This is a genomic window from Monashia sp. HAY1-11D (assembly GCF_056868035.1).
The window spans coordinates 458,751-472,041 of record NZ_CP200320.1; the positions used below are offsets into that span (position 1 = coordinate 458,751).

Here is a 13,291-nt window from a genome sequence, read left to right on the forward strand (position 1 = left end):
GAGGGTAGCGACGCGAGGGCCTCGACGGTGCTCCGGCGCGGCGCGGTCCGCGGAGTGGACGCCTCGGTCCCGCCCGATCGGCCGCCGTGCAGCGACAGGGCAGGATGAGGGGGTGCAGCGCGACGACGACCCGACGGTCGGCGGCGTCCCGGACGCCGGGGGCCGTCCGCGTCGCGTCGCGCCCGGCAGCGGGTCCGCCGGGGGGAGCGCCGGACGGGAGGCCCGACGGGGCGCCCGACGGGGCCTCGGACGGGGCCTCGGGCGCGCCGCGACGGGCACGGCCCGGTTCACCGCACGCACCGGCCGGTCCGCCGCGGCGAAGGCCCGCGCGTACACGCACGCCGGCGGCGCCGGCGAGTCGGGCCTCGCCCGCCTGACCGAGCTGCACGCGAGCCACACGGCGGGCGACACGGTCATGACCCTCGCCCTGGCCGGAACCCTGTTCTTCAACCCGCAGACCGCCCAGGCCCGCAGCCAGGTCGCGATGTTCCTCCTCGTGACGATGGTCCCGTTCGCGCTCGTCGCGCCGCTCGTCGGGCCGCTGCTCGACCGGTTCCGCCGCGGGCGCCGGTGGGCCATCGGGACGACCACCGCGCTGCGGGCCTTCCTGTGCTGGGTGCTCGCCGACGCCGTGACGTCGGGCAGCGCCTGGCTCTTCCCGGCCGCGCTCGGCTGCCTCGTCGCCTCGCGCGCCTACACGATCACGCGAGCGGCGGCCGTGCCACGCCTGCTCCCCGCGGGCACCACCCTGGTCCGCGCGAACTCACGGGTGTCGATGGCCGGTGTGGCGGGCGCCGTCGGGGGCGGTGCGCTCGGGGGGCTCGGCCTGCTCGCCGGGCCGGCGTGGGCCCTACGGCTCGCGTTCGTCGTGTTCGTCGTGGGGACCGTGCAGGCCATCCGGCTGCCGGCCCGGGTCGACTCCGCCGAGGGCGAGCTCGACCCGGAGGACACGGTGCCGATCCGCATCGGCGGTACCGCGGACCACTCGCCCGGGGTCGTCACCGTCGACGCCTCGGGTCCCCTCGGGCGCTTCCTCCGGCGCAAGCGCGCCATCCCGTGGCCGGTCATGCACGCGATGTGGACCACGGGCGGCACGAGGGTGCTCACCGGCTTCCTCATCATGTTCATGGCGTTCCTCACGAAGGAGCACCCGGTCGGCGACGTGCCGGGCCAGGTCGTCCTCGGTGTCCTCGCCGCGGGCATCGGCGTCGGCAACGCCGTGGGCAGCGCCCTCGGCGACCGGGTGCGCGACCAGCGTCCGGAGCGGGTCGCCATGCTGTCGGTGCTCGCGGCGACGGTGTGCTGCGTCCTCACCGCGGTCTGGTACGGCGTCTGGTCGCTGGCGCTGCTCGGGCTCGTCCAAGGCGTCTCGGCCCAGCTGGCCAAGCTGTGCTTCGACGCCCTCGTGCAGCGCGACGTGCCCGAGAACGTGCGCACGTCGGTGTTCGGCTGGTCCGAGACGATGCTGCAGATGCTGTGGGTGCTCGGCGGCGCCCTCGGCATCGTCCTTCCGCTCGAGCCGCACATCGGGTTCCCGGTCTGCGCGGCGGCGGTGGCCTGGACCGTGGTCGTCGCCGCGCGGCAGAAGCACGTCGCAGCCCGCCACCGGCCCGCGGCGCGCCCGTCACGTCCCGGCCGGGCCTGAGGTTCGGCGAGGTTCGCCCGTCGGGCTCTGCCCGCGGCCTGCGCCCGATGCGGCGCCCCGCCGTCGGGCGCCCACACGGGCAGGCAGAATGTCAACCATGTCCGCGCCCCGGCCGCTGCCGATCCCCGCGGGTCCGGGGGTCCTCGACGTCCTGCCGGACCTCGCGGCCGCACTCGAGGGAAGCTTCCCCGTCCTGCCCTACGCGGCAGGCGGACCCGAGCCGGTCATCCCCCACCACGACCCCGCCAGGCTGCCCGAGGGACTCGCCGTCGCCGTGGGCACCTCCGGCTCGACCGGTCGGCCCAAGCGCGCGCTCCTGACCGCCGACGCTCTCGACCGGTCCGCGTGGGCCACGCACCGCGTGCTCGGCGGCAGCGGCGCCTGGCTGCTCGCGATGCCGGCCCACCACGTCGCCGGCCTCCAGGTCCTGCTGCGCGCGCTCGCGGCGGGTACGACGCCGGCCGTGCTGGACCTGCGTGGCGGGTTCACCGTCGACGCGTTCACGGAGGCCGCCGCCCGGGTCGCCACGACGCCCGCCGCGACGCAGCGGTACACGGCCCTCGTGCCGACGCAGCTCGGTCGCCTCCTCGAGGACCCGGCCGGTGTCGTCGCCCTGCGTCGCTTCGACGGCGTCCTCGTCGGCGGGGCCGCGACGCCGGCGGCGCTGCTCGAGCGCGCGCACTCGCTCGGCGTGGCCGTCAGCCTCACGTACGGCATGAGCGAGACCGCGGGCGGCTGCGTGTACGACGGCGTCCCGCTGCCGGTCAGCCGGGTCCACGTCGACAACGACCGCCACGTCGTCCTCGGGGGCGACACGCTGGCCCACGGCTACCTCGGCGATCCGTACCTCACCGCCGACGCCTTCACGACCGACCCCGACGGCGTGCGCTGGTTCCGCACGGACGACCTCGGCCACTTCGACGACGACGGCCTCCTCGTCGTCGACGGCCGGGCCGACGACGTCATCAACACCGGTGGCCTCAAGGTCACCCCCGGCGTGGTCGAGGACGCCATGACGCGCCACCTCGACGACGTCGTGGACGTCGTCGTGCTCGGCGTCCCGGACGCCGCGTGGGGCGAGTCCGTCTGTGCCGCGGTCACGCTCGTCGACCCGGCCGGACGGCTCACGACGGACGACGTGCGCGAGCGGATGCGCGGCATCCTGTCCGACGCGGCCCTGCCCCACCGCGTCGTCGTGCTGCCCTCGATCCCGCTGCGCGGCCCGGGCAAGCCGGACCGCGCCGCCCTCCGCGCCCTCCTGCGCGGCGACGGGCCGACGGTGACGACCACCCCCGCGTCGGCCGGCGCCCCGGTCGAGCCCTCCGTCGAGGCGAGGACGGACGCCCGCTGAGGCGGTGGCAAGATGGAGGGGTCCCCGCCCCTCTCGTCGTCCGGAGGCCGCCGTGCTGCGCGTCGCGCTGGTCGCTCTCGTGGTCTTCGCGACGATCTACGCCCTCGTCGACTGCCTCATGACCGACCGCCGCCTCATCCGCGTCATGCCCAAGCCGGTGTGGCTGCTCGCGGTGCTCGTGCCGGTCCTCGGGCCGCTCGTGTGGCTCGTCGCGGGGCGCACCGACGCGCGCGGCGGTCCCACGCGCGGTCCGCGGCGGCCGGGGCCGCCGCGTCCCGGGCCCACGGGCCCCAAGGGACCGGACGACGACCCCGACTTCCTCCGCAAGCTGTAGAAGGACCGCCTCACCCCATGGCCACTCTGTCCCAGTGGATCGAGGGCGCCCGCCCCCGCACCCTGCCCGCCGCCGTCTCGCCGATCCTCGTCGGCACGGGAGCGGCCTACCAGACCGGCCACATCGTCTGGGCCTACGCCGTCCTCGCGCTCGTCGTCGCCCTCGCGCTGCAGGTCGGCGTCAACTACGCCAACGACTACTCCGACGGCGTCCGGGGCACCGACGCGGTGCGGGTCGGCCCGGTCCGGCTCGTCGGGCAACGGCTCGCCCAGCCGTCGTCGGTGCGGTTCGCGGCCTTCGCGTCCTTCGGCTTCGCGGCCGTCGTCGGGCTGGCCCTCGTCGGCCTGTCGGGCCTCTGGGTCATGATCCCGGTCGGCGCCGCCGCCGTCCTCGCGGCCTGGTACTACACCGGCGGTTCGCGTCCGTACGGGTACCTGGGTCTCGGCGAGGCGTTCGTCTTCGTCTTCTTCGGCCTCGTCGCCACGGTCGGCACGACGGCGACGATGACGCCGCCGACCGCCGCCTGCTGGTGGGGAGCCGTCGGCGTCGGGGCGCTCGCCTCGGCGATCCTCGTGGCCAACAACCTGCGTGACATCCCGACCGACCGGCTGCACGGCAAGCGGACGCTCGCGGTGCGGATGGGCGAGCGCGGCACGCGGGCCTTCTACGTCGCGCTCGTCGCGGTCGCGTTCGTCGTGGCGGGGCTCGTGTCGTTCACCTCGCCGTGGGCGCTGCTGGCGCTCCTCGCGGCCCCGCTCGCGGTCCGTCCGATGCAGGCCGTGCTCGGCGGCGCCGAGGGTCGGGGCCTCGTGCCCGCCCTCGCCGGCACCGGCCGGTTCCAGCTCGTCTGGTCCCTGCTGCTCGCCGTGGGCCTGGCCGTCGGGCGCTCCTGAGGGCCGGTCCGCGGGCGGTCAGCGGTCGCGGGCGTCGCGCTCGATCTCGGCGTCCTCGGCGGCCTCGTCGCTCGAGGGGTCCGGAGCAGGCGTCGTGGCCTCGCCCCTGGCCTGGGCCCGGGCCTCGTGCCGCTGGACGAGCCTGCCCGTGATCTCGTCGCGCATGCCGCGCAGCAGGACGTACGAGGCGGCCGCGGAGGCCACGACGGAGGCGCCGAGCAGGAGGATCGTGTTGTCCCTGATCCCGATGAGCCAGAAGAGGAAGAAGAACCCGAAGAAGATCAGGATGCGGAGCAGGCCGTACCGGACCACGTCAGACCACCCTCACATGCCCGAGTAGTTGTGCATGCCGACGAACGTCGACACGAGGTTGACCAGGGTGAAGTTGACGAGGACGCACACGTAGCCGGCCAGGGCGATGTACATGGAGCGGCGGTGGTCGACGCCGGCCGTCGCCCGGCTGTGCATGTACGCGGCGTAGACGACCCAGATGACGAAGGTCCACACCTCCTTGGGGTCCCACTGCCAGTAGGCTCCCCACGCCTGCTTGGCCCAGATGGCGCCGGCGATGAGCGTGAAGGTCCACAGGATGAACGCCACCATGTTGAGGCTGTACGCGGCCCGCTCGAGCGCCGCCGACGGGGGCAGCGACTCGATGACGCCCGGTGTGGACGGCGTCTCCTCGCGCCGGCGGCGCACGAGGTAGAGGGCCCCGATGGCCGCCGCGATGGTGAAGAACGCCACGGCGATGAACGCCACCGACACGTGGATGCCGAGCCAGTACGACTTCAGGGCCGGCATCAGCTCACCGGCCTCGCTGTAGAGGACCGTCAGCGAGAGCCCGAGGACGAGCAGGATGGGCGTGACGATGAAGACGCCGAGCCACTCCCAGCGTCGGCGGCGGGCCAGCACCGAGAACACGACGCCGACGGCGGCCGCGGCAGCCGTGGCGAACTCGAACATGTTGCCCCAGGGCGGGCGGGAGACGGCCAGGCCCCGCAGCAGCACCGACGCCGCGAGCAGCGCCGACGCCAGGTAGGTCAGCATCAGGGCGATGCTGCCGCGCTGCCGGCTCTTGGCGCTCTCCTCGTAGCCGGCCCCCGCGGCGTACGGGGAGACCGGTCCACGCGCCCGACCCTCACCGGCCGCGGCGCCGCCGGGTCCGCGCGATGCGCCGGCTCCCACGGCCACCGGCTCCGCCGGGGCGAGCGCCTCCTCACGGCCGCCCAGCCGCGGGTCGGCGACCTTCGGCGCACGCGCCGCCAGGTGCCAGGCGAAGGCGAGCATGGCCAGCGTGTAGACGATCATCGACGCGTAGAGCGCCGCGTTCGCGTTGGCTGCGAGGTTCACGAGCGGTCGTTCCGTTCTGCCGGTCGGTCGTGCACGCCGCTGCTGATCGCGGAGACGATCGCGGCGAGCCCGGGGTCGGAGTCCTTGGAGAGGCCACCGATGGTCACCACGGTAACCGGTGCGGCGCCGGCCCCCACAGCGCCGTCACCCTGGCCGTCCGGTCCGCCCGGTCCGCCGGGGCCGGACGCCCCCGCGGCCGTGGCGGGGCGGACCCGGACGAAGACGCGTCGACGCCGGACCGTCAGACCGAGGATGAGCCCGGCCGTGGCGAGCAGGGCGCTGACGAGGCTGATCGGGGCGCCCGGGTCGGTGCGGACCGACAGGCCGGCGAACCGCTTGACCGAGTCGAAGGTGATCGACCCGCGGCCGCCGGGCAGCTGCTTCGTCTCCCCCGGCTTGAGGCGGATCAGCTCCGGCGACCCGTCGGCCCTGGTCACCTGCGTCATCTCGTCCGTGTTGAGCGTGTAGACCGACTGCGGCCGGTTGCCGGGGAACAGGTCGCCCTCCCACACCGACAGGGCCAGCTCCGGGTTCTGGGCGTCGGGGAACAGCGAGACCGGACCGTTCCGGAAGGTCGGCTCGGCGGTCGGCAGGAAGAACCCGGTGAACCCGAGCTGCTTCGGCGCGGCGGAGGGCACCTTGACGACGCCGACCGAGCGGTAGTTCGGGTCCTGCGGCAGGAACGGGGTCGCCTCCCGGTAGAGCACGGTGCCCTTGGCGTCGCGAACCGTGATGACCGGCGTGTAGCCGTTGCCGAGCAGGAAGATGTCCGCCCCGTCCACCGTGGCCGGGTGGTTGACGCTGATCGACTCGTGGGCCGCGGGAGCGCCTGGCTCGGGCGAGAGCGTCGCCTCGGCGGTGAAGTCGCGCGGCTTGCCGAAGTCCTTGCCGGGCGTCTCGTCGAACGCGACGTGCAGCCGCGTCAGCGACAGGACGAACGGCGGCAGCGACTCGTCGCTGACCCACGGCCCCGGCGACCACGTGTTGAAGGTGCCCGCCGACGCGGCGATCTTCTCGCCCTCGGGCAGGATGACGTCGCCGCGCCACCCGAACAGGTGCCCGACGGCCATGCCGACGATGATGCCGGTGAGGGCCAGGTGGAAGAGCAGGTTGCCGGTCTCGCGCAGGTAGCCGGACTCGGCACTGACCGAGGTGGCGTCGTGCGAGTGGAGCCGGAAGCGCTTGCGGCGCAACACCTCTCGGGCGGCCTCGAGAGCCTCCTCGGACGTCAGCGTCGTCGTCAGCTCGGCGCTCTCGTCGAGGCGGTGCAGCCGCGCGGGAGCCTTCGGAGGACGGGCACGCAGGGCCGCCACGTGCACCCTGGTGCGCGGCACGATGCACCCGACGAGCGAGACGAACAGCAGCAGGTAGATGGCCGAGAACCACGGCGAGGAGTAGACGTCGAAGAAGCCGAACCGGTCCAGCCACGGCGACGACGTCGGGTTCTGCGCCAGGTAGTCGGCGACGCGTCCCGCGTCGATGTTGCGCTGGGGGAAGATCGAGCCGGGCACCGCGGCGATGGCCAGCAGCAGGAGCAGGAACAGGGCGGTGCGCATGCTGGTCAGCTGGCGCCATCCCCACCGGAGCATCCCGACCGGGCCCAGCTCGGGCAGCGCCGGCTCGCCGTCGCGCCGCTGCTGCCGCTCGCGCGCCCTCTCGGCCCGTTTGTCGGCGCGTCGGTCGGCAGGGGTCTCCGGTCGCGTCGGCGTCGTCGGGGTGCCGGTCGTCATCAGAGGGCCACCTGGAACGTCGAGACGAAGCGGGTCTGGACCCAGACGATGACGTCCGCCCAGAGCCCCGACACCATGAGCACGCCGACGGCGAGAAGCAGGCCACCGCCGACGACCTGGATGGCCCGGCGGTGTCGGCGCAGCCACCCGTTCGCCCGGCCGGCCCGCTCCCACAGGGCCGCCATGAGCACGAACGGGACGCCGAGCCCGACGCAGTAGAAGACGGCGAGGAGCAGCCCGCGACCCACGGTGCCCGACTCCGCCGAGAGCGGCACGGCCATCGCGAGGATCGCCCCGAGGGTCGGCCCCATGCAAGGCGCCCAGCCGAGACCGAACACCGCACCGAGCAACGGCGCCCCGGCCAGGCCCGCGCGCGGCCGCCAGCTCAGCTGCGCCGAGAACCGGTTGCCCAGGCCGAGGAACATGAGGGCGGCGACGACGACGAGCACCCCGCCGACCCGCAGCAGGGCGTCCTGGTGCTCGCGCAGCGCCACGCCGAGCCCCGACAGCGTCGCGGCCCCCAGCAGGAACACCGCCGAGAAGCCGAGGACGAACAGCAGCGCCCCGAGCACGAGGCGGCCGCGGGAGCGCTTCTCGAGCGACACCTCAGACAGCCCCGTGACGTACCCGAGGAACCCCGGCACGAGCGGCAGCACGCACGGGGAGGCGAACGACACGAAGCCCGCGGCGACGGCGACGACCGCTGCGACGAGCAGCGAGCCGGTGGTCACGTCGGGGGTCACGCGAGAGCCTCAGCCCTGCTCGGCGAGGACGTCGTCGACGAGGCCGAGCAGGGTCGCGGTGGTGACCGGGCCGGACACGCGCGCGGCGATGCGGCCCTCGCCGTCGAGCACGAGTGTGGTCGGCGTGGCAGACGCCTTGCCCTGCAGCGCGAGCAGCGGCACCCCGCCGTCATAGGCGAGCGACGGGTAGGTGACGCCCTTGGCCTTCTGGAACGCCAACCCGGTCTCGGGTCCCTCGAGCTTGTCCATGCCGATGAAGACGACGTCCTTGCGGTCGGCCTGGACCCGCTCCCACGCCTTCTGCAGCGCCGGGGTCTCCTCGATGCACGGCGGGCACCACGAGCCCCACACGTTGACGACGACGACGGCGCCGTCCTTGTCCTTGAGCGACCAGGGCTGGCCCTCGAGCGTCGTGCCGAGCAGCTCCACCGGCTCGCCGCGCTGGCCCGGGGTCAGCTGCTCGATCGAGCCGTCGCCGGCGACGTAGCCCTTGCGGTCGCCCGATCGGGCCTGGCCCTCCACGGAGTTCGGGTCGGAGGTGCACGCGGCGGTGACCAGCGCCAGGCCGCCTGCCACGGCGGCGGCGCCCCACCGCAGCGCGGTGCGTCGGTCGAGCTCGGTCATCAGGCGCCCACGCCCCGGCTCGCGCCCGCGAGCAGCGCGCCCGCCGGCTCGGTGTACGTGATGGAGGCCAGCTCGTCACCGACGTAGCTCAGCGACGTCAGCGACGCCAGCGTGCACACGCGCTTGCGCGGGTCGTGCCAGAGGCGCCGGCCCTCGAGCCTGTTGCGCACCGTCCACACCGGCAGCTGGTGCGACACGACGACGGCCTCGTGGCCCCGCGCGGCGTCGCGGGCGGCGTCGACGGCCTCGAGCATCCGGGCGGCGATGGCCTCGTAGGCCTCGCCCCACGACGGCTTCGTCGGGTTGCCCAGGACCCGCCAGTTGCGGGGATGCAGGAGCTCCTTGCGCGCGGTGGTGCGGCCCTCGAAGTGGTTGGCCGACTCGATGAGACGAGGGTCGGTGGCGACGGGCAGCCCGTGGCTGCTCGCGATCGGCGCCGCCGTCTCCTGTGCCCGCTCGAGCGGGGACGCGACGACGTACGTGACGTCGTGGGTCGCCAGGTGAGCGGCGACGACGTCGGCCATCTCGCGGCCGAGGTCGCTGAGGTGGTAGCCGTCGAGCCGCCCGTAGAGGACGCCCGCGGGGTTGTGGACCTCGCCGTGGCGCATGAGGTGCACGACGGTCGTGGCGGCGGTGGTCTCGGCGGACCCCTCCGTGCCTCCAGCCGTGCTGCGCGTCATGGGCCCCAGTGTCTCAAACGGTCGGCGAACGACCGAATCCGCGGTCCGGGCACGGGCGGGTGGGTCCGCACGACGGACCTCGATCGGCAACGGCTGGGCCCCCGCGCGCCGCCTCACGCCGCGCGAGACAGGACGCCGAACCCCGGGCCGCGTCTTCGGCGGCCTGTCCGTGGTGGCCGGCGTCCTCCTCGCGACCGTCCACCGAGGCGCGGCAGCGCGCGCGTCGAGGGGGCGGCTCCTCGCCTCGGTGGGCTCAGATGCGCTCAGACGAGCTCGGGCACGTCGAGGTGGGCGATGGCCAGCTCGAACTCGGCCACCTCGGTGATCCGCATCCCGGTCTCCTGCGACAGGTCGGCGCGCAGCCTCATCGCGATGTCGCGGGAGTTCGTCATCGCCTCGGTCGAGTCGTAGGACGCGGTGATGCAGCACCGCCCGGACATCCGGTCGACGAGCAGGCTGGCGCTGCAGAACCCCTCGATCTGCTCCACCTTGGGCATGATCGTCATCTTGAACATGTCGACGGCCCGGTCGATGGTGGCCGGGTCGCCCTCGACCCAGGTGACGCGGGCGCAGGCCCCCTCGGCGGAACGGTGGTCGCGGTGCAGGTAGGCCACCTCCCACTCGTCGACGGTCGCGTCACCGCCGAACATGCCCGCGGCACGCTCCCGCAGGGGCATGACGGCGTCCGCGCTCGAGCGCATCGCGTCCTCGTCCCGCCACGCGGTCGTGACGATGCAGCGGCCGCTGTCGCGGTCGGCGATGAGGGACAGACCGACGTACCCGTCCATGTCCCTGACCCGCGGCATCACCTCGTCCTGGACGTAGGAGATCCCGGACTCGACCATGCCCGGCTGACCCATGACCGTCGTGGAACGTGCGTACACGGCCCACCCTCCTTGCCTCGAGGCGGCGCCCCGACGGCGCTGCCGTCGCCCTCCAGCGTCCTCCCTGCCCCGCCCGCCGACAAGAGTCTCGAGGGGTCGGCGGCATCGGCCGCCGCCCCCTCCGGTCCGGCCGGTCCGGCCGGTCCGGCCGGTCCGGTCAGTCCGGTCAGTCGCGTCAGTCCGGCGTCGCGGCGGCGCGGGCGGCGGCCGGCAGGGCGGCCAGGACGTGGCCGACGGCCTCGTCGTCGTGGGCCGCGGAGACGAACCACGCCTCGAAGGCGCTCGGCGGCAGGTGCACGCCCTGGGCCAGCATCGCGTGGAAGAAACGGCGGAAGGCGTCGGTGTCCTGGGCCTTCGCGTCGTCGTAGGTGCGCACGGCGCCGTCGCGGAAGAACACCGAGAACATCGACCCGGCCCACTGGACCCGGTGCGGGACCGACGCGGCCGACAGCTCCTGCGTCACGGCGTCGGCGATGGTGTGGGCCACGACGTCGAGGCGGTCGTAGACCTCAGGGGTGCAGCCACGGAGCGTCGCGAGCCCCGCGGCGGACGCGACGGGGTTCCCCGACAGCGTGCCGGCCTGGTAGACGGGCCCCTGCGGGGCGAGGAGCGCCATGACGTCGGCCCGTCCGCCGAACGCCGCGGTGGGGAACCCGCCGCCCATGACCTTGCCGAAGGTGTAGAGGTCGGCCGGCCCGGACGGGTGGTCCTCGCAGCCGAAGTAGCCGGTGGCCGAGGCGCGGAAGCCGGTCATGACCTCGTCGGACACGAGGAGCGCGCCGTGCTGCCTCGTGACCCGGCGCAGCGCCTCGGTGAACCCCGGGGCGGGCGGCACCACGCCCATGTTGCCCGGCGCGGCCTCGGTGATGACCGCCGCGATCTGCTCCCCGCGCTCGGCGAAGGCGGCCTCGAGCGCGGCGACGTCGTTGTACGGCAGGACGATCGTCTCGCCGGCGCTCGAGCGCGGCACACCGGCCGAGTCGGGGAGCGCGAACGTCGCGACGCCCGAACCGGCCGAGGCGAGCAGCGCGTCGACGTGACCGTGGTAGCAGCCGGCGAACTTGACGACGACGTCGCGGCCGGTGAACCCCCGGGCCAGGCGGATCGCCGACATCGTGGCCTCGGTGCCGGAGTTGACGAGGCGGACCTGGTCGACGGGGTCCATCCGCGCGACGATCTCCTCGGCGAGGAGGACCTCGTTCTCGGACGGCGTGCCGAACGAGAAGCCTTGCGCCGCAGCCTGGTTCACGGCACGCAGGACCTCGGGGTGCGCGTGCCCGAGGATCATCGGTCCCCACGAGCAGATGAGGTCGACGTACCGCTTGCCGTCGGCGTCGGTGAGCCAGGCACCCCGGCCGCTCGCCATGAAGCGGGGCGTGCCGCCGACGGCGCGGAAGGCGCGCACCGGCGAGTTGACGCCGCCGGGGATGACGCGTCCGGCCCGCTCGAGGAGGGCCGCCGAGGCAGGGGCGTCGGTCGTGTCGGGCGCGGTCGTGGGCTGCGAGCTCATGCCGCCATTGTGGCAACCGCCCCGCGCCCGCGATCCGGCAGGCGGTCCCGCCGACCTCAGCGGCCGCTCGCGGCCTCGGGGTCGAGGTGGTCGCGCACGATCTGCATCGCGTCGCCGATCGCCCGGAACTGGTCGCGCGTCATGATGTCGACGAGGTTGTCGCGCACGCTCTGCACGTGGACCTTGGCGATGTCGTGGACGGCGGCGAGACCACCGGCGGTCAGCACGAGCTCGACGCCCCGCTTGTCGGCCAGGCACGACTCACGGGTGACCCAGCCGCGCTCCTCGAGCCGCTTGGCCGTGTGGGTCAGCCGGCTGCGCGACTGGACGACCATCGAGGCGAGCTCGGACATCCGCAGCCGGTGCTGGGGGCTCTCGGACAGCATCGAGATGATCTCGTACTCGCTCAGCTGGATGCCGGCGTCACCGAGCGCGTCGTCGAGCGCGCGCTCGAGCAGCCGCGTGCCGCGCAGGATCGCCCGCCACGACCGCTGCTCCCCGTCGTCGAGCCACCTCACGCCGTCGTCCCCTGAACCGGCCATGTGCACCTCCTGCGCCCCCTGATCGTAAGGCGTCAGGCGAGCCAGTCGGCGGCGTCGAGGGCGAAATACGTCAGCACGACCTGCGCGCCGGCGCGTCGGATCGATGTGAGTGACTCGAGGGCGGCCGCCTGCAGGTCGATCCAGCCGTTGGCGGCGGCCGCCTGGATCATCGAGTACTCGCCCGAGACCTGGTAGGCCGCCACCGGCACCGACGAGCGCTCGGCGGCCGCGGCGACGACGTCGAGGTAGCTCATCGCCGGCTTGACCATGACGAGGTCGGCGCCCTCGGCGATGTCGAGGTCGATCTCACGCAGCGACTCGACGAGGTTGGCCGGGTCCTGCTGGTACGTGCGACGGTCGCCCTGGAGGCTGGACTGCACGGCCTCGCGGAACGGGCCGAAGAACGCCGAGGAGTACTTGGCCGCGTAGGCGAGCACAACCGTGTCGGTGAGGCCCTCGTCGTCGAGGCGCCGGCGGATGACGCCCACCTGGCCGTCCATCATGCCGCTCGGCGCCACGACGTGGGCCCCGGCGCGGGCCTGCTGCACGGCCATCTCGGCGTAGATGATGTTCGTCGCGTCGTTGTCGACGCGGCCGCGGTCGTCGAGGACGCCGCAGTGGCCGTGGTCGGTGAACTCGTCGATGCACGTGTCGGCCATGATGACGAGGTCGTCGCCGACGGCGTCGCGGACGCTGCGCAGCGCGACGTTGAGGATGCCGTCGGGGTCGACGGCGCCGCTGCCGACGGCGTCCTTGTCCTGCGGGACGCCGAAGAGCATCAGGCCGCCGATGCCGGCCGCGACGGAGCGGCGCGCGACCTCGACGAGGCTGCCGAGCGTGTGGTGCACGACGCCGGGCATGCTCGCGACCGGACGCACCTCGTCGCGGCCCTCGGCGACGAACACCGGGAGGACGAGGTCGCGCGGGTGCAGCCTGGTCTCGGCGACGAGGCTGCGCAGGGCGGGGTTCTGGCGCAGCCGCCGGGGGCGCTCGATCACGGCGGCC

Annotated in this window: 14 protein-coding genes; 4 read left to right on the top strand and 10 right to left on the bottom strand. The window is 74.0% G+C overall.

Features of this window, described 5'->3' with window-relative positions:
- Positions 1-112 precede the first annotated feature (112 nt).
- The 4 genes from AC1VM9_RS01990 to AC1VM9_RS02005 all read left to right on the top strand — a co-directional run bounded on the left by AC1VM9_RS01990 (position 113) and on the right by AC1VM9_RS02005 (position 4,223).
- On the top strand, positions 113-1,645 hold the full coding sequence (locus tag AC1VM9_RS01990) for an MFS transporter (RefSeq protein ID WP_483120882.1): 1,533 nt from the start codon (positions 113-115) through the stop codon (positions 1,643-1,645).
- Between the two features lie 97 nt (positions 1,646-1,742).
- Positions 1,743-2,996, top strand: a complete 1,254-nt coding sequence (gene menE, locus AC1VM9_RS01995; RefSeq protein WP_483120884.1) for an o-succinylbenzoate--CoA ligase — start codon at positions 1,743-1,745, stop codon at positions 2,994-2,996.
- 52 nt (positions 2,997-3,048) lie between these two features.
- On the top strand, positions 3,049-3,330 hold the full coding sequence (locus AC1VM9_RS02000; RefSeq protein WP_481340815.1) for a PLDc N-terminal domain-containing protein: 282 nt from the start codon (positions 3,049-3,051) through the stop codon (positions 3,328-3,330).
- Positions 3,331-3,347: 17 nt separating this feature from the next.
- Positions 3,348-4,223 (top strand): 1,4-dihydroxy-2-naphthoate polyprenyltransferase, encoded by an 876-nt coding sequence (locus AC1VM9_RS02005; RefSeq protein ID WP_481340816.1) that lies wholly within the window; start codon positions 3,348-3,350, stop codon positions 4,221-4,223.
- 18 nt (positions 4,224-4,241) lie between these two features.
- Here the strand turns inward: AC1VM9_RS02005 and AC1VM9_RS02010 are convergent, their stop codons facing one another.
- The 10 genes from AC1VM9_RS02010 to hemB all read right to left on the bottom strand — a co-directional run bounded on the left by AC1VM9_RS02010 (position 4,242) and on the right by hemB (position 13,284).
- Positions 4,242-4,535, bottom strand: coding sequence for a DUF4229 domain-containing protein (locus AC1VM9_RS02010; RefSeq protein WP_481340817.1), 294 nt, complete (start codon positions 4,533-4,535; stop codon positions 4,242-4,244).
- Positions 4,536-4,547: 12 nt separating this feature from the next.
- Complete coding sequence (ccsB, locus tag AC1VM9_RS02015) at positions 4,548-5,573, bottom strand: c-type cytochrome biogenesis protein CcsB (protein WP_483120887.1); 1,026 nt, start codon at positions 5,571-5,573, stop codon at positions 4,548-4,550.
- Positions 5,570-7,303, bottom strand: coding sequence for a cytochrome c biogenesis protein ResB (gene resB / locus AC1VM9_RS02020; protein ID WP_483120889.1), 1,734 nt, complete (start codon positions 7,301-7,303; stop codon positions 5,570-5,572). Before resB ends, ccsB begins: the two co-directional genes overlap by 4 nt.
- Positions 7,303-8,046: a cytochrome c biogenesis CcdA family protein gene (locus AC1VM9_RS02025; RefSeq protein WP_481340820.1), complete on the bottom strand. Its 744-nt coding sequence runs from the start codon at positions 8,044-8,046 to the stop codon at positions 7,303-7,305. Before AC1VM9_RS02025 ends, resB begins: the two co-directional genes overlap by 1 nt.
- 9 nt (positions 8,047-8,055) lie before the next feature.
- Positions 8,056-8,670, bottom strand: coding sequence for a TlpA family protein disulfide reductase (locus AC1VM9_RS02030; protein ID WP_481345381.1), 615 nt, complete (start codon positions 8,668-8,670; stop codon positions 8,056-8,058).
- A complete protein-coding gene (locus tag AC1VM9_RS02035; protein ID WP_483120892.1) occupies positions 8,670-9,350 on the bottom strand; it encodes a histidine phosphatase family protein in 681 nt (226 codons plus the stop codon). The genes AC1VM9_RS02030 and AC1VM9_RS02035 overlap by 1 nt, the downstream gene beginning before the upstream one ends.
- A 263-nt stretch (positions 9,351-9,613) precedes the next feature.
- On the bottom strand, positions 9,614-10,234 hold the full coding sequence (locus tag AC1VM9_RS02040; protein ID WP_481345379.1) for a hypothetical protein: 621 nt from the start codon (positions 10,232-10,234) through the stop codon (positions 9,614-9,616).
- 175 nt (positions 10,235-10,409) lie between these two features.
- On the bottom strand, positions 10,410-11,744 hold the full coding sequence (hemL, locus tag AC1VM9_RS02045; RefSeq protein WP_481345378.1) for a glutamate-1-semialdehyde 2,1-aminomutase: 1,335 nt from the start codon (positions 11,742-11,744) through the stop codon (positions 10,410-10,412).
- A gap of 56 nt (positions 11,745-11,800) precedes the next feature.
- The gene (locus AC1VM9_RS02050; RefSeq protein ID WP_481345377.1) at positions 11,801-12,286 is read right to left on the bottom strand and encodes a MarR family winged helix-turn-helix transcriptional regulator; all 486 of its coding nucleotides are present in this window, start codon (positions 12,284-12,286) and stop codon (positions 11,801-11,803) included.
- A 32-nt stretch (positions 12,287-12,318) separates the two neighbouring features.
- A complete protein-coding gene (gene hemB / locus AC1VM9_RS02055; RefSeq protein ID WP_483120894.1) occupies positions 12,319-13,284 on the bottom strand; it encodes a porphobilinogen synthase in 966 nt (321 codons plus the stop codon).
- Between the last annotated feature and the right edge of the window lie 7 nt (positions 13,285-13,291).